We start from the raw sequence: 22,816 nt of genomic DNA on the forward strand, positions 1-22,816 counted from the left end.
GCGTTGCCTCGCCTTAGCTCAAAGAGAACGATTCTCTAAGGTGCTCAAGCACCAAGTGAATCGGTTCCGTACTATTTGTACTGTCTGCGGCTTCGTCGCCTTGTCCTGATTTTTGTTAATCCACTATATACGTCCCGATAGGCCTGCCTCCATAAAAATGCCGTCTGAAACATACCCTGTTTCAGACGGCATCCGCAAAACTACGGTTTTCAATTAAAACTGCCAATCCAGTTTCATGCTGACAGTGCGCGGCTCTCCATAGAAGTTGTTTGCGCCGCGCGTACGGTTGTAGTTGTTCTCAAAATAAGTGCGTCCGTTTAAGTTCGTACCGATGAGGCTCAATTTGGCGTGTTTGCCCAATTCGTAACGGACGAAACCGTCTATCAGCCCGTAGCCGCCCTGACGGATGTTGTACAGGCTGCTTGTGCCGCTTTGTGCGGACACGCCGCCGCCGACGGTCAGCCCCGTATTCGGTATATGGAAGCTCGTTCCAAAACGGAATATGTGCACGGGTGTGAAATTGCTGAAGTTGTACGGGTCTGCGCCTGTGTTTTTGGCGAGGCGTTCGGCGTTGACTTCGGCGGCGTTTTTGTAGCGGCTCTTGTTGTAAGTGTAGCCCGCAAAGACTTTCCAATCTTCGTTCAATTCGCCCGACAGCTCGAATTCCGCCCCACGGCTGACCACTTTGCCTATCGGTTTGGCAACGGTTTGGAACGACCCCTGCTTGCCGCCTGCTCCGGGAACATAGCCGAAATCGACGACCGTGCGGTTTTTCTGTTCGAGGTAAAACAATGCGAACGAAGCATTCAGCCGTCCTTGCAAGAACGCGCCTTTCCAACCTACTTCATAGTTTGTGCCGACCAAAGGCGGCAAAACGGTTTTGGCGCTGACATCAACATTATCCTGCTGTTTGAAGATTTTGGTATAACTTCCGTAAATACTCTGTTGCGGTGTCAAATCATAGGTAATGCCTGCATAGGGCGTCAATTTATGACCTTGCATCTTGGCCGTGTAATGGTCCTGATCCGCCTTAATGCTCGATGCCGTCTGAAAATCGCTTGCCGGCTGCCCATAGCGGACAGGCATATCTTTGGTTTGCGAGGTCTCATAGCGCGTGTAGTGCAGCCCGCCCAAAAGGTGCAGTCGGCCGGTTACGTTGAAACGCGTGCTGGCAGTCAGCGAATGGGTTTTGTTGGTGTTGAGGTATTTGGCGTAGTTATACAGCGCAGGAACATGGTCGTCGGCCACTTTGACGGTTTTCCAAACCGGCACCGTACCGGAAAAACCGGTAAAGGCAGGCGTGCCGTCGGGATTGGTCTCCTGAATCTTGTTGCCTTTTTCGTCCAGTTCATATACATCGACATATACAGGCGTCCGGCTGCCGCTGTATTCGTCATAGTAATATACCTGTTTGCCTTCGGCATCGAGCTTGGGCTCAGTTTTTATTTTCTTGGCATTCCTGCATTCTTCGGCATAAACGGTACGGTTGCCTTTTTCATCGTACGCCTTCCAATCGGGTTCTTTATGCCCCCTGACCAAAGGAGACGACAAATCGCCGTCCGGCTCCTCCTGACAACTTCCCGCATACACGCCGTGCGTTGCCCCCGTATTCGGACGTACTCTGTGGCGGCGTTCGTAGATTTCCAGATATTCGGAACGTATCTTTTCATCGCCGTAGGCATAGCCGACAAAGAAATCGTGTTCCCGCCCGAACAGCCCGTATGTGCCGGTCAGGTCAAGTTTGATTCCCCATTGGCGGTCGTCTTTGGTATGCCGCAACGGCATATAACTGTATCGTCGGTTGGCGGTAGCCTTCCGATTAAAGGAAGAGTCATACAGGCTGTTTGGAAAACGTTGTGCCGCATTATTAAAGATGCCCTCCTTCGCAAGGGCTTTATCGACAAATTCCGCCTTGTCGGCATCAACGCCCGGATCCCCCCAAGAACCTTGACAGATAAAGTCCAGCGCGAAAGGGGCACTCATACACTCGTCAAAACCGGCTTTGCGTTCTGCGGCACGGCGGCTGCGGTACTGTTCGAAAGCAGTATTATCGAAACGGTTTTTAACAAAATCGTCTTTGCGCTCACGGTATTCCTTGGCGGTTTCGTCACGATATGCTTTCAGTTTCTCCAATGCCTTATCTTTCGGCTCGAACGGGATGACTTCGTTTTTTTCGGTCAAAAAGCCTACCGCATCCTCACCTGACAAACCCGCCGCATATTCGTTTTTCAGAAAAAACTGCCCCACCTTCGCATCGGATTCATTCTTGGTATAAGACACTTCGGCATTGAGCTGCCAACCGTTGTCAAACACATGTTTGAAACCTGAGAAAAGGTTGTATTTGTCGGCACTTAACCGCGACCAATCCTCCCCCAAATAAGTGTTGCGCGGCAGTTGCAACGGCCGGTTGCAGGCAGGCGTAGAACTGAACGAGGCAGTTTTCTGATTTTCACAGGGCAAAATAATGCCCGAAAAATCAGGAACCTCCCTACTCTTCTGATACATACCGCCCAAAGTAAGCACACTGCTGTCGCCCGCATCGGCTTCGGCAATGCCGTAAACCATATGTTTCCTGCCCCAAACGCGGTCTTTAAACGATTTTTTATACTCTTCCGCACCCACCAACCTTCCGCGTAAGGTATTCGCCTTATTCAGGCTGCCTGAAACATCCAACACTGCACGCCGGCTGCCGCGATGGTCGGCGGTCAGCTCCCCGGTATGTTTGAAAGAAGCGGTAGGTCGCTTACGGATCAAATTGACGGTTCCGCCCGGCTCTGAATTGGATTGGGTCAACCCCGTTGCACCCCGTACAACTTCAATATGGTCATAAACCGCCAAATCGGTACTCGGAGACACGTCGATTTTCGCCGTATATCCCGAACGGCCTGCAACATTGACGGTAATACCGTCTTCACCAATCTGATCAATATAGAAACCGCGTGACAAAAACCGCGTCTGCAAGCCTGAATCGCGCACAACGTTGACACCCGTCGTGTTTTTCATTGCCTCTTCAAGCGTATGCACCGCCTTATCGTCAAGGCGGCTGCGCGTGATGACGCTGACCGACTGCGGCGTATCCTTGCCCGCAATCCTCATACCTGTGGCGGTGGACATCCGATCTATCGTATAAGAACGGGTCTTTTCAGTCTTGCCCGACAAAGCATGAGAGCCGCGTACATTGACCGTATCCAGATTGACGGTATTGCCGTCTGAAACAGGCACAACACCGTCTGCAAAAGAACCACCGTAAGCCGATAACAGCATAACGGTCAGAATTTTAAGTGAAAAATGATTTTGATTCATAGAGACCTCTGTAATATGCAAGTGTGCAAATCGTCCAAAGGCTCTCACAACTGTTTTGATTTTTTATATTAATTGAAAAAAAGTAATTCTCAATTAAATTTATAGATAGGATTGTATTCCCATTTTGACAAAAAACAAACTGCTCCTTACCGTTTATTTCAAAAAACGATAATATTGTATTGAAAAATATCCGAATTTAAATACAGACCGTCAATGCAGAAAAAAACACCCAAATTGGCTATAATCCCGACAAACACACTCAAGGACAACAACATGGCAGCCTCGCCCGAAGCAAAATTCACTGAAGAAAAGATTTTGTGGGTCAAACACCACACGCCGAAACTCATCACTTTCACCATCAGCCGTCCCGAATCCTACCGTTTTAAAGCCGGACAGTTCTCCCGACTCGGTTTCTACGAAGGGGAAGGCTTTATTTGGCGTGCCTACTCCATCGTTTCCGCAGAATATGCCGACACGCTCGAATATTTTGCCGTACTCATCCAAGACGGCCCCATGTCGGCCCGTTTCGCCAAAATGCAACAGGGCGACACCATCCTGCTCGATAAAAATGCCACCGGCTTCCTCCTGCCCGAACGCTTCCCCGACGGCAAGGATTTGGTGATGCTCTGCACCGGCTCCGGCATCGCCCCCTTCCTTTCCATTCTCGAACAACCCGAAATCCGGCAGCGTTTCGATACCGTCAACCTGATACATTCCGTATCTTTTCCCGAAGAATTGATTTTCAACGACCGGCTCGCCGCATTGTCCGAACATCCCCTGGTAGGCGAATACGGACACTCGTTCCGTTTCGTCCCTGTTACCACCCGTGCCGCCAATTCCGACGGATTGGGCGGCAAACGCATTCCCGAACTCTTAAAAAACGGCAGCATCGAACAGGCACTGCATACCAAGTTCACCCCGGAATCCACACGGTTTATGATTTGCGGCAACCCCGAAATGGTCAAAGACACTTTCCAAACGCTGCTTGACATGGGTTACGCCATGCACCGCAACCGCATTCCCGGTCAAATCATGATGGAAAACGGCTTCTAAAAACCACCCTGCTTGTCCGATGCTTTCGGATGGACGGGCAAACCGACACGGCACGAAAACCGCGTCGGCAAAAATGCCGTCTGAAAAGTTCAGACGGCATCTTCGGACACATTGCCTGCAAACGGCAACACATTCCAACCCAAACCGATTAGGCAATCAATACGAACGGCTGTTTACATACTTGCCGGCTTTCACCAACCGGTATCGATTTAACCGATTTCCTTAATATTTTTCCTGTCCGTTTTAAACTTCGCCTTAAACACATCCGGTAAATCTTTATCGAAATACCAAAGCCCGTCATCCATTTCCAATGCGCCGCCCATTCCGTGCAGAATGATTGTTTTCCCCGTCAGCGGATCGGTTTCGGTAATTTCCACTTCGTGCATTTTTCCCCAATCCAAAACAGGCAGTTTGTGTGCAAACGCCAAAACCTGTTCGTCAGAACGGCCGCACGCCTCATCGCATTTGCCCGAAACATACACGGGACACGGCGCGTCCTCTGCATAACCGTCCGGAAGGATACCGGCTGCGGCAGGACACAATCCGTATGTTTCCGCCCACGACGACAAAGCCCGTCTCGCCGCCTTTTTATTGGCAAATAATCCGGTAGGCGGATTATCCGCCACACCGTTTTTCAAAGCCGCTGTTTTCGCATTCAACATGCCGTCTGAACCTTTTTCAAACCTGACTGTCGTAAATGTTTTAAGCAGATTTTTGGCAGACACATAACAACCCGAATGATAATGCCCGACCAATTCCGCTTTAATCTTATATGCATGCAGGCTGCCCAATGCGGGAAAAAAACGGACTTCCTCCGTATTGCACCAATCAAACGGAACTTTTCCAGCATCCAATAAAGCCGAAACCTCGCTATATACCCGTTCAAACGTACCGATATAATTTATTGCTCCCCCGCCGTCGAAACAAGCCAGCACCCCCATACCGTCAGGCAAACCGTACAACTGTTCCCTCAACCGTTCGGGCAGCGCGGCAGGCAGCGGTTTCGGATTCATCAAACGGAAACACTGCCTGATCCATGCCTCAACCCCATGTTCCGACAGGCTGTATTCCAAATAATCACACAATGCCGATACATCCGCCATCGCACGATGCCTGTCTTCTACAACAATCCCCAACCTTTCGATGATGCTGTCCAGGCTGTGCTTGTAAAATTGCGGATACAGGCATCGGGACAACTGCACACTGCACAAAGCAGGCGATGAAAATCCGATACCCGCACGATGAAACTCATGCTTTAAAAACGTATAGTCGAAACGGCTGTTATGTGCAATCAACACACAACCCTTCAATACCGAAAACAACTCGCCGGCAATCTCTGCAAAAACAGGTGCGTCGGCAACCATGCCGTCTGAAATCCCCGTCAGCTCCGCCACAAACTGCGGAATCGGTTTTTGAGGATTAACCAGCCACTCATGCCTCACCACCCTTCCCTGCTCAAACTTGACCAAAGCCACTTCGGTTACCCTGTCTTCATACAGATTGCCGCCCGTCGATTCCAAATCAACCACGGCAACAGGCATTCCAAACCGTAAAAATGCCTTTTCCAGCAAGGGCCAGCGAGAAGTAACAATCATTTTATTCTCTTTAAATTCAAACAACAAACCGATATTTTACACTTTTGAGGCATTTCATCCAACAAAACAATTGACAGAATCCGATAATTACCCTAAAATTCAAATCTTTCTTGCAGCGCACCCGTAGCTCAGTTGGATAGAGTATCTGGCTACGAACCAGAGGGTCGGGCGTTCGAATCGCTCCGGGTGCGCCAGTAAGAAAATACAATATGCGCCCATCGTCTAGCGGTTAGGACATCGCCCTTTCACGGCGGTAACCGGGGTTCGATTCCCCGTGGGCGTGCCAAATTCCAAATCCCTGAGATTATCCCTCGGGGATTTTTTATTGCCTCGGCAACTCGTTACCATATCTTTACCTACCCCCTTCATCGAAATCTCAGACGTAATCGAATCATATTCAAACCTTTGCCGTGCAAACCGATATCCCATAACCGGATACGGTGTCCGTCCAACATTTTGTCCGATTGAAACGTCTGATATATTGCACCCCATCAACGTGGCATTACTTTTCTTAACAATCCCCTTTGACAGCAACTGACTAGGGCTTTTTTATGCCATCATCAAATTTATAGTGGATTAACTTTAAACCAGTACGGCGTTGCCTCGCCTTGCCGTACTATTTGTACTGTCTGCGGCTTCGTCGCCTTGTCCTGATTTAAATTTAATCCACTATAATATTTTCTTTCCCGATTGAAACAAGCATAACGACATATGCCCGAAGCCCCGGCTGCTTTCTTGTTTACCGCTACGATATTTAGAGTATAATACCAAATTTGAGCAATGGTTCTAAAACAGTTAGAACCATTTTTCATGAGCCTGACTGATTCGTATACTCGGAGAAACTGATGCAGAATATTTTTGACCCTTTGATTATTCGTGGAAAATCCCTTATTCCCATCGTGCAAGGCGGTATGGGGGTCGGTGTTTCCGCATCGGGTTTATCTAGCGCGGTGGCGCGTGAAAACGGTATCGGAACGATTGCCAGTGTGGATTTGCGCCACCTTCACGAAGACCTGCTCGCCGAATCCCAAATCAATCCGAGTGAAGAGAAATATACGTCTTTGAACTGTACCGCATTAGATAGGGAAATCCAAAAAGCCAAGAGTGCTTCAGAGGGAAAAGGACTGATTGCGGTCAACGTGATGAAGGCGGTCAAAGACCACGCCGCGTATGTCCGCCAGGCTTGCGAATCAGGGGCGGATGCAGTCGTGATGGGCGCAGGCCTGCCTTTAGACCTGCCGGAAATGACCGAGGGCTATCATAAGGATGTCGCGCTGCTGCCGATTCTGTCCGAATCGCGCGGCATCAATATTGTTTTGAAACGTTGGATGAAAAAAGGCATATTGCCCGATGCGATTGTAGTCGAACATCCTGCCCACGCGGCCGGACATTTGGGTGCATCAACCGTTGAAGGCGTAAACGATGCCAAATTCGACTTCAAACGCGTGATTGAGGAAACGTTTGAAGTGTTTAAAAATTTGGGGCTGGAAAGCGAAAAAATCCCGCTTATTTTGGCAGGCGGTATGGCAAATTTTGAAAAAGTCAAAACCGCCCTAAAGAACTGGGGAGCCTCCGCCGTTCAAATCGGTACGGCTTTTGCCGTTACCGAAGAAGGGGACGCGCACCTTAACTTCAAAAAAACGCTCGCCGGTGCGGAAACTGAAAAAGTAGTCGAATTTATGTCTGTTGCCGGTTTGCCGGCGCGCGGTGTCCGCACCAAATTCCTAGACAGCTACATCAAGCGTGAAAGCAAACTTCAGGCAAACGCCAAAGCTGACCCGCGCCGCTGTACCCAAGGTTTAAACTGCCTGACCAGTTGCGGCCTGCGCGACGGGCTTGCCAAAGCAGGGCAATTCTGTATTGATATCCAGCTTGCCGCCGCATTCCGTGGAGAAGTAGATAAAGGCCTGTTCTTCAGAGGTAAAGACCCTCTTCCCTTCGGCAATGCCATCCGCACCGTCCGCGAGACAATACAATATCTGCTGACGGGGAGCGAACCTGTTGCAACGCTCGGACGCTGATGTCAGGTAGGATTTGATTTGCAAACAAAATGCCGTCTGAAGGGCTTTCAGACGGCATTTTTCAGGTTGTGTTCCGGAGCGGAAGCAGAAACCCGCATTGCGGGCGCGAGAAAGCCCTATCCGAGCAATATCGCCAAAGTATTAGGGGGCGGCTAGCCTACCCGAAGCCCTAAAACGCACAGAAAACGCCGCAGCGCGCCAAAAACTGGCAGAACTGCGGCGGATGCTGGGGGGGAAGGGCGATTAGTCGGGATAATTTTTACGGCTATGCACGATGTTTAGAATTTCAACTTTATAAAATATAAAATATAAAAGTTAATATAGCACCTAGCAATAATGCACCTAGTATTTTTAATTTACTTTTTGTATCTTTCTCTTGCCACGGTTTTTCATCAAAAAGTTCACTAAAAAAATCAAAGACAGTGTGCCAAATAGCTTTCCATAGTTCCATTTTGTATCTTCAATAAAATAATTCAAAAAATCCCTACGCAGAATTTGCGTAGGGATAAATTTTACAAGCCCATTAGGGCGATTGTAACAGGTGAGCGCCAACGAGCGGCAGCAGTATTTGTACACGCGCGAGTGGCAAAATTTTTGTAAATACTTTCAAACCATTTAGATAGCAATTTGCCTAATCGTTTTTTTCCAAAATAGTGTCAAAAAAACGGAGAGAAATAAAAACGTTTTTATGTGAACAAAACGCCTTCCACATTGTGTCGGGCATACAACATAAATGCCGTCTGAAGCCCTTCAAACGGCATTTTTCAGGCTGCGTTTCGGAATGGTGTTAAAAAATAAACGGGATGAGATACATTTATTTTCGTCCGGCAAATCAGACCATCACGCCGAATAATCAAACAATGCCTGTCCGACATTGCATATAACAAACCAATGCAATGAAAACACGGCTTTTTATTTGCCCCCAGCATTATTGAAAAGTTTGTCCATCGGGGTCAGATCGACCGCATTGCCCTGGCTGGTAATCCATTTGTTCTCGACGCGCCACACGCCTGCCGCGTCCTCCACGCGCACATACCAGTGGTTGGTCGGCGGAAGGGTTTTGAACACCGCCTCATATTCCGCCCTGCCGTTCTGCGCGCTGCCGACGGGCTTGAGGGCGACGGTTTGATCGTCCGCCTTGCGGGTCGGGTGCATCAGCAGCAGGTTCAAAGGCTGTTTGCCGTCAAACTCGCCGCCGACAAACACTTTTGCCGCATTCATATCGGGGGAAATGAGGACCTGCACCCCGATATGCCGTCTGACGGCTTCTTCATCCCGATGAAGCTGGATGTCGATATGCTTGCCGTCTTTATAATAATCGTCCGTAACCAAATCTGTCGCGTGCTGTTGCGCGACAAAAAACATAGCGACGCTGGCGATGACGACAAAAATCGGTCCCGCCATCAAGACCCACGGCCAGACGTGTTTGTACCAAGGCTTGATTGGAGTGTTTTGAGACACGGTTATTCTCCGATAAAGGTTGCATCTTCTTCCAAGACGACCGGCTTGCCGTCGGGCGCGCCGCTTTCGCGGTATTGGAAGGTAAATTCGATAGGGTGGCTGCCTTTGTCCGCGTATTCCGGAATGGTGGACACTTGGACGGGAAGGGTTACCGTTTCGCGCGGGGCAACCTTGATACCGCCTTCGGGCAGCCCGGTCAGAGCGATTTCGTCAAAGCCTTTGACACTTGCGCTAACCAACTGTTCTTTTTCGCTGTTGTTGATGATACGCAGGCTGTATGCGTTTTCCAGCCAGCCTTTGGCGTTTTCGCGCACCATTACGCCACGGTCTTTCAAAATATCGACTTCGACCATTTTGCGCGTGGACAAACCGACCAAGAAGGCGGCGATAACCACTGCCAACACCGCGCCGTAACCTGCCACGCGCGGTCTGAGCAGCCGTTTTTTAATGTCTTTTTCAGAATATTCGTGTTCCAGCGCGCTTTCGGTCGTATAACGGATTAATCCGCGCGGATAGCCCATTTTGTCCATAATCTCATCGCACGCGTCGATACAGGCGGCGCAACCGATACATTGGTATTGCAGTCCGTTGCGGATGTCGATGCCGACAGGGCAGACTTGGACGCACATCGCACAGTTGATGCAGTCGCCCAAACCCGCCTCTTCCTTGTTGACCGTTTTCTTGCGGGCTCCGCGCGGTTCGCCGCGTTCCGCGTCATAAGAAACAATCAGCGTATCCTTGTCGAACATCGCGCTTTGGAAACGTGCATACGGACACATATGCAGGCATACTTTTTCGCGCATAATATGGGCGAAGAAGAAGGTCATAAAGCCGTAAAACGCTGCGGCAAATATCGCGCCGCCACCTGCTGCTCCGGTGAATAAATCGGGAACGAACTGGCGGATAGGGACAAACCAGCCGGCAAACGTGATGCCTGTCCACGCGCAGACAAGGAAAATCAGCAGGTATTTGGTGGCTTTGATGCGGATTTTAGTGAAATTCCACGGCGATTTTTCCAGCTTCAGCCGTTTGTTTCTATCGCCTTCGACCAGGTTGTCAATCCACAGCATAATTTCGGTGTAAACCGTTTGCGGGCAGGAATAGCCGCACCACAGTCGCCCTGCAATCGTCGTCCACCAAAACAGCCCGAAGGCGCAAATCATCAGCAGCAGGGCAAGGTAAATCAAATCGCCCATCCCCAACGACAGCCCGAAAATAAAGAAATGCCGTTCGGGGATATTGAAAACGACGGCTTGCCTGCCGCTCCAGTTGAACCACGGAATCACATAAAACACAAACTGCGTCGCCAATACGGCGGCAATACGCAGTTTGGCGAACCGCCCTTCCGCCTTTTTGGGATGGATGCGTTCGCCTTCGGGATGGATTTGAATCACGCTTGCTCGCGGATCAAACGTTTTTTTCACTTTCGGCGCGGCTTTTGTTTGTTCGGACGTGCCGATTCCGGATGCCGGATTGCCGGCTTGGTTTTCCGTGGTCATTCTGCATTCCTTAGATTTTTGATTGATGGTTTGCCCGTTACCGCCGCCGTTTGCTTTTCAGACGGCATTTTTCTTGTTTTTTAAGGCGTTGTGTTTCAAGTTTTGAGAAAATCCGTTTTTCCCAAAATATATTTCCGCTATTGTACAACTTTATGCGCCGTCAGGATGTATTGGGCGAATACATTTCCCATCCGCATCAAAACGTCCGGATTTTACCGTATCGCCCGAACAAAATCCAAATACGCTTAAAAAACAAAGAATAAAAAAACCGACACTCCCATATCGGCAGAACCGCCGGCGCAAGCTCATAAACAAACGCTATCAGCAATCCGGCACACAATCTATAACATTTTATTTCAAAAGGAATAATGGCAGGCTTCGCCCGCAAACCGAAAACCCTTCCCCGCCTGTCCCCTGCCGCCGCCTTCCCACGCGTCCGCCCTTTTCTTGAAAGCATAAGCGAATCGGGCGATAATCAACGCCTTCCGATTATCCACTTATCCGAAACACCAGCAAGGAAAATACAAAATGTCTCAACTGGCAAACGCAATCCGCTTCCTCTCGGCCGATGCCGTTCAAAAAGCCAATTCCGGCCACCCCGGCGCGCCTATGGGTATGGCGGAAATGGCGGAAACATTGTGGACGAAATTCCTCAATCACAACCCCGCCAACCCCAAATTCTACAACCGCGACCGCTTCATCCTCTCCAACGGCCACGCGTCTATGCTGTTGTACAGCCTGCTGCACCTGACCGGCTACAACCTAAGCATTGAAGACTTGAAAAACTTCCGCCAACTGCACAGCAAAACCCCCGGCCATCCCGAATACGGCTACACCGACGGCGTGGAAACCACGACCGGCCCGTTGGGACAAGGCATTGCCAACGCAGTGGGTATGGCATTGGCGGAAAAAATCCTTGCCGCCGAGTTTAATAAAGACGGTTTGAACATCGTCGATCACTACACCTACGTCTTTATGGGCGACGGCTGCCTGATGGAAGGCGTATCGCACGAAGCCTGCTCGCTCGCCGGCACTTTGGGCTTGGGCAAACTGATTGTTTTATATGATGACAACAATATTTCCATCGACGGCAAAGTGGACGGCTGGTTTACCGAAAACATCCCGCAACGCTTTGAAAGCTACGGCTGGCACGTCGTTCCCAACGTAAACGGCCACGACACCGCCGCCATTCAGACGGCCATCGAAGCCGCCCGCGCCGAAACCGGCAAACCGTCCATCATCTGCTGCAAAACCTTAATCGGCAAAGGCAGCGCCAACAAAGAAGGCAGCCACAAAACCCACGGCGCGCCTTTGGGCGCGGACGAAATCGAAGCCACGCGCAAACATCTGGGTTGGGCATATCCTGCGTTTGAAATTCCGCAAGAAATTTACGATGCGTGGAATGCCAAAGAAAAAGGTGCGAAACTGGAAGCGGAATGGAACGAACTGTTCACGCAATATCAAGCCAAATATCCCGCCGAAGCCGCAGAATTCGTGCGCCGTATGGATAAAAAACTGCCGGAAAACTTTGACGAGTACGTTCAGACGGCATTGAAAGAAGTGTGCGCCAAAGCCGAAACCGTCGCCACCCGAAAAGCCAGCCAAAACAGCATCGAAATCTTGGCAAAAGAGCTGCCCGAACTGATGGGCGGCTCTGCCGACCTGACCCCGTCCAACCTTACCGACTGGTCAAACAGCATCTCCGTTACCCGCGACAAAGGCGGCAACTACATCCACTACGGCGTGCGCGAGTTCGGTATGGGTGCGATTATGAACGGTTTGGCATTGCACGGCGGCGTAAAACCCTTCGGCGCGACTTTCCTGATGTTCAGCGAATACGAGCGCAACGCCCTGCGTATGGCTGCGTTGATGAAAATCAACCCTGTATTTGTGTTTACCCACGATTCCATCGGTTTGGGCGAAGACGGCCCGACCCATCAACCGATTGAGCAGACCGCCACCCTGCGCCTGATTCCGAATATGGACGTATGGCGGCCGTGCGACACCGCCGAATCCTTGGTGGCTTGGGCAGAAGCCGTCAAAGCCGCCGATCATCCGTCCTGCCTGATTTTCAGCCGTCAAAACCTGAAATTCCAAGTGCGCAGCGAGCAACAACTGAACGACATCAAACGCGGCGGCTACGTCATCAGCGAAGCCCGGGGCAACGCCCAAGCCGTCATCATTGCCACCGGTTCCGAAGTCGAGCTGGCTTTGGAAGCGCAAAAAGCACTCGCCGCGCAAAACATCGCCGTACGCGTCGTTTCCATGCCGTCCACCAACGTATTCGACCGCCAAGACACCGCCTATCAAGCCGCCGTCCTGCCCGAAAGCCTGCCGCGCATCGCCGTAGAAGCCGGACACGCGGACGGCTGGTACAAATACGTCGGTTTGAACGGCGCAGTCGTCGGCATCAACCGCTTCGGCGAATCCGCCCCTGCCGATCTGCTGTTCAAAGAATTCGGCTTTACCGTGGACAATGTGGTTGATACGGTGAAATCCGTGCTGTAAACCGCAGCCGCCGCATCAAATGCCGTCTGAACGCTTTTCAGACGGCATTTTTCCTTTAAAACCGCCCAAACTGGTTTAACGAAAATCCAAATACCCATACGGCGACGCAACCCTTCCTACATAAATAAAGTAGCTCAGAAATGCCGGATAAAGCATCACCTGAATCCCCTTTTACTCCCGATAATCTTTTGCCATATCTTGAAAGCCGCACCGCCAAACCGTAAAATCACACCTTACCCAATTTGATATAAATTTACATCCAACCCATCTTACCCGCCAATTATGATGACCCGCCTTGCCGCCTATCGGAAAACCCTCCTCACCTGCCTGATTTTATGGGCATCCATCGTCGCCGTTTTCTCCGCCGAACGTTTCTTCATGCTGCACCATTTCGTTTCAGACGACATCCGCAGCCGTTATGCGGGCGACTTGGCGGCTTTGTTTGTCAAAGGGCTGTTGTTCGACATCAAAATCGCCTCCATTGCCGCCGCCTTCCCCTTCCTGATCGGGCTGTTCGGACTGGCTACGCAGAAAACCGCCGCATTTGCCCTCCGCCTCCTGCCTACCGTCGCAACCGTCCTCTCCCTAACCGCCTTTGCCGCCGCGCTGGGCAACTGGTTCTATTTCAGCGTGTACGACCGTCAATTTGACGTATTCGTCTTCGGGCTGGCGGACGAAGACACCCGCGCCGTCCTGAAAACCGTCTGGTCGGACTATCCCGTCATCCCCTGTCTGGCCGCATTGATTGCCGCAACTTTCGTTTTCGGCAAAATATTCAGTCCCCCCCCCGCTTTCAGACGGCCTCGTGGGGGAAAACCGCTTGGATTGCCGCCGTCCTCTTACCCGTCCTCGCACTTTCCGCAGGCATACGCGGCTCGTTCGGCAAATTCCCCCTGCGTCAGACCGCCATGCAGATTTCCGCCGCACCCCAAATCAACAAACTCGTTCCCAATGCCCTGACTTCCCTAAGCTGGGCAGTCAACGAATACCGCAACAGCAACAACTTCCATCCCGTCTCCGATGAAGACGGCAGCCGGCTCATCAGCACCCTGCTCGATAAAAAAACAAACGCCGACTTGACGCAGCTCTTTGCCCAAACCTCCGCAAACGCCGCCGTCGAAAAACACCGTCCCAACGTTGTTTTTACCGTCATGGAAAGCATGAGCGCACACCTCTTGAACATGGACAATCCCGAACGGGACCTCTTGGGCGAACTGGGCAAACACTGGCAGCAAGACTGGGTGTACCGCAAATTCGTTTCCGAGGGCGACGGCACCAGCGACACACTGCACCGCTTCTTCGTCCGCAGCCCGCGCCTCAACCTCAGCCAATCCCTCGCCAAAAACAAAACCTTCCCCGGCAATATGTTCAAACCCTATCTCGATGCCGGCTACCGCGTCGTCTATATTACGGCGGGCAACGGCGGCTGGCGCGATTTCGACACCTTCCTGCGGCATTTGGGCGTCAATGAAATCATCGATGAAAACACCCTCAAAACCCGCTATCCCGAAGCAAAATCCGGCACATGGGGCGTACCCGACGAATATATGTTCCGTTATGCGGAAGAAGAACTCGCTCGCGCCGAAAAAAGCGGCACGCCCGTATTCATCATGATGATGTCCGTGACCAACCATCCGCCCTACCACCTGCCCGCACCGCACCAGCTCAAAAACTTCCGTTTGGAAGAACAAGAGCAAAAACGCCTTGCGAATCTCGCCTCAGGCAAAGAGTTGAATGAAATTTTCAACACCTTCCGATACAGCAACGACCAACTCGGACGCTTTATCGGCAAAGTAAAAACCATCGCGCCCGACACCATTATTGCCGCCACCGGCGATCACAATATGCGCGCCATCGGCTATCCCGAATCCGCCGATGCCGCACTCGGTCACAGCGTCCCCTTCTATCTGTACGTTCCGCAAGCCTACCGCGGCAGCGCCGAATACCATCCCGAACGCGCAGGTTCGCACAAAGACATCCTGCCGACCCTCTACAACTTAAGCCTGTCCGAAGCGCGTTACTACCGAACCGGCTGCAACCTCACCGCCCCGCGACCCGATTCCCCTTGGTGCGGCTACGGCTACAACCCCGAAGTCATCATCACCGAACGCGGCTTCTATCACCAACACAGCAAAGCATTCCACAAATGGGACAACAAAAACATCCAAACCGCCGAAAGCCGCCCAAGCACGCCGGACGGCGAAGACCAAGCCATTATCCGCCGCGCCTCGGCATATACGCCGTTTCTTGAATGGCAGATTAACCGGATTGTCAGCACCCAATAAATCCGTTTATCGCCAAATGCCGTCTGAACGCTTTTCAGACGGCATTTTTTTGCCCTCCGCCTTGATGCTTCCTCATTCCGCCAATCTCCATTATAATATTTGCGAATCACTCTTATTCACATTTCAAAAGGAGAAACGTATGAACACCCGCACCGAACACGACACGATGGGCAATGTCGAAGTCCCGTCCGAAGCCTATTGGGGCGCGCAGACCCAGCGCAGCCGCAACAATTTCAAAATCGGCGGCGAAACCCTGCCGCAGCCGCTGATTTATGCTTTGGCGTTGGTGAAAAAAGCCGCCGCCGCGACCAATGTTTCCCTCGGCAGGATTAAGCCCGAACAGGCGGATTTGATTACGCAGGCGGCGGATGACGTGTTAAACGGCAGGCTCGACGGACAGTTTCCTTTAGTGGTTTGGCAGACCGGCTCCGGCACGCAGTCCAATATGAACATGAACGAAGTGCTGGCAAACCGCGCCAACGAAATCGCCGGTACGGGTTTGGCGGCGTACCGGCCCGTCCATCCCAACGATCATGTAAACCACGCGCAATCGACCAACGACGCGTTCCCGACCGCCATCCACGTCGCCGCCGCGATTGAAATCAACCGCCACCTCATTCCGGCGGTAAAAGCCTTGCGCAACACCTTGGACAAAAAAGCCAAAGACTTCGCCCCCATCGTCAAAATCGGACGCACCCACTTGCAAGACGCGACGCCGCTGACTTTGGGACAAGAATTTTCCGGCTACGTTTCCCAGCTTGATCACGGCTTAGGCCGTCTGAACGACGCGCTCAAAGGTCTGTACGAACTCGCTTTGGGCGGCACGGCGGTCGGCACGGGTTTGAACAGCCATCCCGAATACGCCGAAAAAGCCGCCGCCAAACTCGCCGAACTGTCCGGCCTGCCGTTTGTCAGCGCGCCGAACAAATTTGAAGCCTTGGGCGGACGCGATGCCGCCGTTGCCGCTTCAGGCGCATTGAAAACGCTGGCGGCAAGCCTGAACAAAATCGCCAACGACATCCGCTGGCTGGCAAGCGGCCCGCGTTGCGGTTTGGGCGAAATCAAAATCCCCGAAAACGAGCCGGGTTCGTCCATTATGCCGGGCAAAGTCAACCCGACCCAATGCGAAGCAATGACGATGGTGTGCTGCCAAGTGTTCGGCAACGACGTTACCATCGGTATGGCGGGCGCGTCGGGCAATTTCGAGCTGAACGTCTATATGCCCGTCATCGCTTACAATCTCTTGCAATCCGTCCGCCTGTTGGGCGACGCGTGCAACAGCTTCAACGAACACTGCGCCGCCGGTATCGAACCCGTACCGGAAAAAATCGACTATTTCCTGCACCATTCCCTGATGCTCGTTACCGCGTTAAACCGTAAAATCGGCTACGAAAACGCCGCCAAAGTCGCCAAAACCGCCTACAAAAACGACAAATCGCTGCGCGAAACCGCCGTTGAGTTGGGCTTGCTGACGGGCGAAGAATTTGACGAACTGGTCGTCCCTGCCGATATGGTTCATCCGCGCTAATCCTTCCCTCAAATAAAATGCCGTCTGAAACCTCGTTCAGACGGCATTTTCCGTTGCCTGCAAACTAGCGGCGTTTGAACAGCCTGTCCCCCACCGCCGCCGTAACCGCGCCCCCGACCACGACCAGTGCGCCTGCATAACCCAAACCGTTCATATCCGGCGCGGCAAAAGTATCAGGCATCACATAATGCCCGAGCAAAGAAAATATTACGGTAAACACAGGGAGCAAGGTTGTTACCACACTGACTTTGGAAGCCTCCAAATGTTTCAACGCCTCGCCGAACGAGCCGTAACCGATTAACGTATTCAAGCAGCAATACACAAAACAAACCCACGCCAACGTACCGTCCAAACTTCCGATGTGTGCCGGTTCGGCAAACGGCAGGAACACGGCGGCACTTGCCGCATAAATCAACAGCAGAATCTGTTGCGGCCCGAATTGCGCCGACAGCAGCTTTTGCGCCACGGCATAACACACCCAGGCCATACTGCCTGCCGCACACAGCAACACGCCTTGCGCATACGCGCCCAAACCCGACAACTCGCCGAATTTATCGTTAAAAAACATAAGCAAACCGGCAAGCAGCAAAACCAAGCCGATTTTCTGCGCGGCAGTCATCCGGTCTTTAAACACCAACACGCCGACAACAATCATCGTAAACGGCGAAATCTGCCACAAAACCTGCGTCGTGGTCGGCGAAATATAATGCAGCCCTTGGGCAATCAGCACAAAGTTTGCCGAAATGCCCGCCACGCCGAGCAGCAGCAGCCTGAATGAATGCCAAGAAAAATCCCGCCGCTTCGGCAGCCGCCCGCCCAATGCCAGCAAAACAAACAATACCGCCGCCGCCACGGTAAAACGCACCCACACCAGCGTCGGCGCATCGACAAACTTCAATACCTGCCGCACGGCAATCGGCAGCGTCCCCCACGTCATCGCCGCCAAAAGTGCCAGCGAGAAGCCCAAGAGCGGCCTTTGGTTTTCCATCCTGATTTTCCTATTTTTAAACAACCGTATTGCCGGACGATGCCGGTTTGCCGCATCGGGCAATAATGGTTCAAACGTTTGGCGTTTGATTCCCAACCTTTGGTTTCAAACACACCGACTGAAACCCGACTATTGCTTCACGCTATTTGAAAACACCGCCTGAATTTTAAAATATAGTGGATTAACAAAAACCGGTACGGCGTTGCCTCGCCTTAGCTCAAAGAGAACGATTCTCTAAGGTGCTGAAGCACCAAGTGAATCGGTTCCGTACTATCCGTACTGTCTGCGGCTTCGTCACCTTGTCCTGATTTTTGTTAATCCACTATGCCGTCTGAAAACAGCGGGGACGTGCGGCAGGCATCACTGCCTCAAAACGCCAGAACGGCGTAATTGCAACGCTCCGCCCAACGCAAGGGGCGGCAACAAGCCGGCCCGGATGCAAAAAAGAGAAACCCTGCACCGTAAGGTTTAAGGTTTCTCCGTCCTTTTATGATTTCCCTCCGCGAGGATGTCCGGCCGTAAAATTCAGAACGGTTGTTTCTATATAATAGAAACTGTAAAAATAAAATTACAATAGTTCCAATGTATTATAAATTAAAAGCAACATAATTATTTGAAATACGTAAAAATAGTACCCGCAATTGAATAATAATAGCCCTATATTTTACACAATTAGTGCAGGATTTGTATGAATTGCTTTCAAGAGCCAGCCCTTTATTTGCTCTTATTTCAATCCTTTTTCTGCCAACAAGTTTTCCAACACATCAGCGACTTCCACGTTATTTGCTTCGGCAAAGGCGAAATGGCTGTTGCCGCGTATGCCGATTTCAGGCAAGCACACAACGCTGGCTTAGCCGCCGTGGCGGTTGGCACAGTCGGTGAAGGCTTGCACCATATGGATGCGCTTAATCCGACGCTGTGATGCCCAATGTGGGTTGTCTGCCGAAATGTAGTCGCCGTAAGTAGATGACGATAGGCATTTTGGGCAGCAGGGCGAAGCGTTCGGCACTGATAGACTGCGAGAGTGAAATGTTGGCAGCGTCGTTAGCGGAAGCGGCGACACTCGGCAAGTCGTCTTCAGGAAAAACAAACTCGGTGCCGGGTTCGTAGTAAACCACGGCTTTCACTTTTTCGGGATTTTTCGGCACGGTTTGCCAACCGGTGCCGCCACCTTGCTGTCAAAGTTACAAATAAGAGCTTTATATCTCCTTACTGGAACGTTTTTATATTCCTTATCGGGCAACGGATAGTATCGCTAAATTACGTTATCAAACGATTCATTTATTCCATGAATACAAAGTAGAAATGCTGATTATTGATGAGTTTCATTCGTTGCTTGTAGGAACACCGCGTTTACAACGCCAAGTGATGAACGCGATTAAAATATTGTGCAATGAGTTGCAAATTCCAATTGTGGGTGTAGGCACAAAAGATGCAATTCGTGTTTTACACACCTATCCGCAACACGCCAGTCGTTTTGATGTAGCAGAATTGCCAACGTGGAAATTGGATCAGGTGATTGATTGGCAACCGATCGAGCAATACCTGAACCGTCAAAGAACCCGTTACCTTAGAGACCACCGCGGCCTCCCCGCCTATCCACTGCTACCCATGTTCAAAGCCGTCCTACCCGGACAATGGCACAGCCTCTCCGATCCCGAACTCGAACACAGCCTCATCACCCGCATCGATTTCAACCCGTTTTGCCGTTTTGACGAACTGGGCATCCCCGATTACAGCACCTTATGCCGCTACCGCAACCGGCGGCGCAAGACGACACCCTGTCCGAATTGCCGGAACTGATTAACCGCCAACTGACCGAAAAAAGGCCTAAAAGTAGAGAAGGCATCCGCCGCCGTCATTGATGCCACCATTATTCAGACCACCGGCGGCAAACAGCGTCAGGCCATAGAAGTCGATGAGGAAGGACAAGTCAGCGGCCAAACCACACCGAGTAAGGACAAAGATGCCCGTTGGACAAAGAAAAACGGTTTATACAGACTCGGTTACAAACAACATACCCGTACCGATGAGGAAGGCTATATCGAGAAACTGCACATCACCCCAGCCAATACCCATGAGTGCAACCACCTGTCGCCTTTGCTGGAAGGCATTGCCGAAGGTACGACCGTCTATGCCGATAAAGGCTACGACAGTGCGGAAAACCGGCAACATCTGGAAGAGCATCGGTTACCGGACGGCATTATGCGCAAAGCCTGCCGCAACCGTCCGCTGACGGAAAATCAAACGAAGCGTAACCGGTATTTATCGAAAACCCGTTATGTGGTCGAGCAAAGCTTCGGTACGCTGCACCGTAAATTCCGCTATGCCCGGGCAGCCTATTTCGGGCTGATTAAAGTGAGTGCGCAAAGCCATCTGAAGGCGATGTGTTTGAACCTGTTGAAAGCCGCCAACAGGCTAAGTGTGCCTGTTGCTGCCTAAAAGGCGGTTGGATGCCTGATTATCGGGTGTCCGGGGAGGATTAAGGGGGTATTTGGGTAAAATCAGGAGGTATTGGGGGAGAGAAACAGCCGAAAATCTTTGTTTAGGTTCCGGCTGTCGAGGGAAGGGCTTTTTTGCAAAGGTCTCTAACAGTGTTTTACACAACAGCTTAAGAAAAATACGCCGGCAACATCTCAAACACTGCAACCCTTTCAGGCTGCCATAAGGCTTCACAGTATCATTCTTGAAATCTTCAGATACTGTAAACAGCGCCAGATATCTATAGATAAAGTTAAGAAATTGACATTTTATCAATGATTTTGTAAAATTTAGTGAATTTATTTTCAAGTGAAAATATACTGGGTTTAGCATTATGTCCGCCATACACACCCATCTGAGTTTAGCTATTTTGGCAGCCTTTTCTTTTCAGGCTGCACTTGCCGATACCATTGAAGAAAGCGAATCCAGACGTCAGGAAATGCGACGCCGGCAGCAGGAGCAGCAGCTGCAGCACGAAGTCGATGTGCGTTTGGACGATACGCGGCAAAGTACGCTTACTCCGTCTGCGGCCGAATCGGCCGAATCCCCCTGTTTCCCCATTCATACCGTTACCCTGACCGGCGATGCTGCCGGCCGTTTTCAGTTTGCACTTAAAAAAGCCTTGAAAGAAACCGGCTTCCAATCCGGACAATGTTTGGGTGTGCAAGGCATCAACCGCATTATGGTTGCGGCACAAAACGCCGTTATCGGCCGCGGCTATACCACTACCCGTATTTTGGCCGCACCGCAGGATTTAAACAGCGGAACTTTGGAATTAACCGTTTTGCCCGGCAAAGTGCGCTCGGTTCGCACTGATACTTCGCACAACGACCAAACCCGTGCCGCGCGCATTGCCGCCTTTCAAAACGAAATTCCGTTGAAAGGCGGCGATATTCTGAATCTGCGCCGTATCGAGCAGGGGCTGGAAAATCTCAAGCGCGTACCCACCGCGGAAGCCGATATTCAAATCGTTCCCGCCGATGCACCCGATGAAAGCGACATCATTGTTGCCTAGCGGCAGCGGCTGCTGCCCTACCGCCTGTCGCTCGGTGTGGACGACTCCGGCAGCAAAACCACCGGCAAATACCAAGGCAGCCTGACTTTCTCTGCCGACAACCCTTTCGGCTTAAGCGATCTGTTTTATCTGTCCTACGGCCGCCATCTGGGCCATACCGACGCCCATACCGACTCCGAGGGCAAAAAAACCGCCGGCGGCACCCAAAGCTACGCCTTTCACTATTCCGTTCCTGCGGGCAACTGGCTGTGGAGCTGGAACCGCAACTACTACCGCTACCACCAAGCCGTGGCGGGTATCAATGAAGTGTACGACTACAACGGCAAAAGCCGTGGCAGCGACATCGGATTTACCCGCCTGCTGTACCGTGATGAGCGGCGCAAGAGCCATATCGGCTTCAAACTGTGGCAGAAAGAAAACCAAAGTTTTATCGATGATGCCGAAGTCGAAGTACAGCGCCGTAAAACCGCCGGTTGGCAGTTGAGCCTAAAACACAAGGAATACATCGGCCGCAGCACTTTGGATATCGGCCTTGGCTACAAGCGCGGCACCGGCATGGCCGATGCCATTGCCGCCCCTGAAGAGGTGTTTGATGAAGGCACTTCGAGAATGAAGGTGATCACTGCCGACATCAGCTATAACCACCCCTTCCAAATCGGCCGGCAGCACTTCGTATATGACACCGCCCTGCATGCCCAGTGGAATAAAACCCCGCTGACGCCTTTGGACAAAATCGCCATCGGCGGTCGCTACACCGTGCGCGTCTTCGACGGCGAAAGCTCACTGTCGGCCGAGCGCGGCTGGTACTGGCGCAACGAAGCCGGCTGGTATTTTCAGGCTGCCCACCAGTTTTATCTGGCGCTAGACGGCGACCATGTTTCCGGCGACTCGGCGCAATACCTGCTCGGCCAAACCCTAATCGGCGCCGCCGCCGGCCTGCGCGGCCAGTTTAAAGCAGGCGGCAGCCTGAATTACGACCTGTTTGTCGGCAAACCGATTAAAAAACCGCAAGGCTTTAGCAAACGTACCGCCGTTTTCGGCTTCAACCTAAACTATTCGTTTTAACCGGAGAAAACACG

At 51.6% G+C, this 22,816-nt stretch carries 13 protein-coding genes, 2 tRNA genes and 4 pseudogenes; 11 read left to right on the forward strand and 8 right to left on the reverse strand.

The features are described from left to right. Positions 1 to 213 precede the first annotated feature (213 nt). Positions 214 to 3,303 (reverse strand): TonB-dependent siderophore receptor, encoded by a 3,090-nt coding sequence (locus tag FGL10_RS04350; RefSeq protein WP_003708992.1) that lies wholly within the window; start codon positions 3,301 to 3,303, stop codon positions 214 to 216. Positions 3,304 to 3,576: 273 nt separating this feature from the next. Here FGL10_RS04350 and FGL10_RS04355 point away from each other — a divergent pair, with 273 nt between their 5' ends. Both FGL10_RS04355 and FGL10_RS12775 read left to right on the forward strand, forming a co-directional pair. Beyond that, the gene (locus FGL10_RS04355) at positions 3,577 to 4,356 is read left to right on the forward strand and encodes a ferredoxin--NADP reductase (protein ID WP_036469689.1); all 780 of its coding nucleotides are present in this window, start codon (positions 3,577 to 3,579) and stop codon (positions 4,354 to 4,356) included. A gap of 29 nt (positions 4,357 to 4,385) precedes the next feature. Beyond that, complete coding sequence (locus FGL10_RS12775) at positions 4,386 to 4,508, forward strand: hypothetical protein (RefSeq protein ID WP_003708989.1); 123 nt, start codon at positions 4,386 to 4,388, stop codon at positions 4,506 to 4,508. A 57-nt stretch (positions 4,509 to 4,565) separates the two neighbouring features. On the opposite strand, the gene FGL10_RS04360 is transcribed toward FGL10_RS12775, so the two are convergent. After that, complete coding sequence (locus FGL10_RS04360; protein WP_232043722.1) at positions 4,566 to 5,951, reverse strand: 3'-5' exonuclease; 1,386 nt, start codon at positions 5,949 to 5,951, stop codon at positions 4,566 to 4,568. A 117-nt stretch (positions 5,952 to 6,068) separates the two neighbouring features. On the opposite strand from FGL10_RS04360, the gene FGL10_RS04365 reads away from it, so the two are divergent. Together FGL10_RS04365 and FGL10_RS04370 are read left to right on the forward strand one after the other, a co-directional pair. Next, a tRNA-Arg gene (locus FGL10_RS04365) sits at positions 6,069 to 6,145 on the forward strand. 17 nt (positions 6,146 to 6,162) lie between these two features. After that, positions 6,163 to 6,237: transfer RNA gene (locus FGL10_RS04370), tRNA-Glu, on the forward strand. Between the two features lie 283 nt (positions 6,238 to 6,520). On the opposite strand, the pseudogene FGL10_RS13025 reads toward FGL10_RS04370, so the two are convergent. Next, positions 6,521 to 6,667, reverse strand: a pseudogene (locus FGL10_RS13025) (IS5/IS1182 family transposase); the annotation flags it as partial. A gap of 129 nt (positions 6,668 to 6,796) precedes the next feature. Here FGL10_RS13025 and FGL10_RS04380 point away from each other — a divergent pair. Both FGL10_RS04380 and FGL10_RS12485 read left to right on the forward strand, forming a co-directional pair. Beyond that, positions 6,797 to 7,972 (forward strand): NAD(P)H-dependent flavin oxidoreductase, encoded by a 1,176-nt coding sequence (locus FGL10_RS04380; protein WP_003708982.1) that lies wholly within the window; start codon positions 6,797 to 6,799, stop codon positions 7,970 to 7,972. Between the two features lie 18 nt (positions 7,973 to 7,990). After that, positions 7,991 to 8,128 carry a hypothetical protein gene (locus FGL10_RS12485; protein WP_003708980.1) on the forward strand — a complete coding sequence of 46 codons (138 nt, stop codon included), beginning with the start codon at positions 7,991 to 7,993 and terminating at the stop codon, positions 8,126 to 8,128. Between the two features lie 136 nt (positions 8,129 to 8,264). Here FGL10_RS12485 and FGL10_RS04390 read toward each other — a convergent pair whose 3' ends face one another. The 3 genes from FGL10_RS04390 to ccoG all read right to left on the reverse strand — a co-directional run bounded on the left by FGL10_RS04390 (position 8,265) and on the right by ccoG (position 10,932). Next, on the reverse strand, positions 8,265 to 8,423 hold the full coding sequence (locus FGL10_RS04390; protein WP_003708978.1) for a hypothetical protein: 159 nt from the start codon (positions 8,421 to 8,423) through the stop codon (positions 8,265 to 8,267). 461 nt (positions 8,424 to 8,884) lie between these two features. After that, positions 8,885 to 9,433, reverse strand: a complete 549-nt coding sequence (locus FGL10_RS04395) for a FixH family protein (RefSeq protein ID WP_036469685.1) — start codon at positions 9,431 to 9,433, stop codon at positions 8,885 to 8,887. Between the two features lie 2 nt (positions 9,434 to 9,435). Then, positions 9,436 to 10,932, reverse strand: coding sequence for a cytochrome c oxidase accessory protein CcoG (ccoG, locus tag FGL10_RS04400; RefSeq protein WP_003708970.1), 1,497 nt, complete (start codon positions 10,930 to 10,932; stop codon positions 9,436 to 9,438). Positions 10,933 to 11,460: 528 nt separating this feature from the next. Between ccoG and tkt the strand changes: the two genes are divergently transcribed. The 3 genes and pseudogenes from tkt (at position 11,461) to fumC (ending at position 17,253) form a co-directional block, all read left to right on the forward strand. Beyond that, entirely contained in the window at positions 11,461 to 13,440 is a 1,980-nt protein-coding gene (gene tkt / locus FGL10_RS04415) for a transketolase (protein WP_003708965.1), read from the forward strand. 282 nt (positions 13,441 to 13,722) lie between these two features. Then, positions 13,723 to 15,725 (forward strand): annotated as a pseudogene (locus FGL10_RS04420) (LTA synthase family protein). Between the two features lie 139 nt (positions 15,726 to 15,864). Beyond that, on the forward strand, positions 15,865 to 17,253 hold the full coding sequence (gene fumC / locus FGL10_RS04425) for a class II fumarate hydratase (protein ID WP_036469683.1): 1,389 nt from the start codon (positions 15,865 to 15,867) through the stop codon (positions 17,251 to 17,253). Positions 17,254 to 17,317: 64 nt separating this feature from the next. On the opposite strand, the gene FGL10_RS04430 is transcribed toward fumC, so the two are convergent. Together FGL10_RS04430 and FGL10_RS04440 are read right to left on the reverse strand one after the other, a co-directional pair. Next, positions 17,318 to 18,241 (reverse strand): DMT family transporter, encoded by a 924-nt coding sequence (locus tag FGL10_RS04430; protein WP_003708953.1) that lies wholly within the window; start codon positions 18,239 to 18,241, stop codon positions 17,318 to 17,320. Between the two features lie 905 nt (positions 18,242 to 19,146). Continuing rightward, complete coding sequence (locus FGL10_RS04440; protein WP_036469680.1) at positions 19,147 to 19,389, reverse strand: hypothetical protein; 243 nt, start codon at positions 19,387 to 19,389, stop codon at positions 19,147 to 19,149. A 55-nt stretch (positions 19,390 to 19,444) separates the two neighbouring features. On the opposite strand from FGL10_RS04440, the pseudogene FGL10_RS12355 reads away from it, so the two are divergent. Both FGL10_RS12355 and FGL10_RS12920 read left to right on the forward strand, forming a co-directional pair. Then, positions 19,445 to 20,683: pseudogene (locus tag FGL10_RS12355) on the forward strand (IS5 family transposase). A 373-nt stretch (positions 20,684 to 21,056) separates the two neighbouring features. Further along, a pseudogene (locus FGL10_RS12920) lies at positions 21,057 to 22,802 on the forward strand (ShlB/FhaC/HecB family hemolysin secretion/activation protein). The last annotated feature ends 14 nt before the right edge of the window (positions 22,803 to 22,816 follow it).

The sequence above is a fragment of the Neisseria lactamica genome (assembly GCF_901482445.1).
GTDB lineage: Bacteria > Pseudomonadota > Gammaproteobacteria > Burkholderiales > Neisseriaceae > Neisseria > Neisseria lactamica.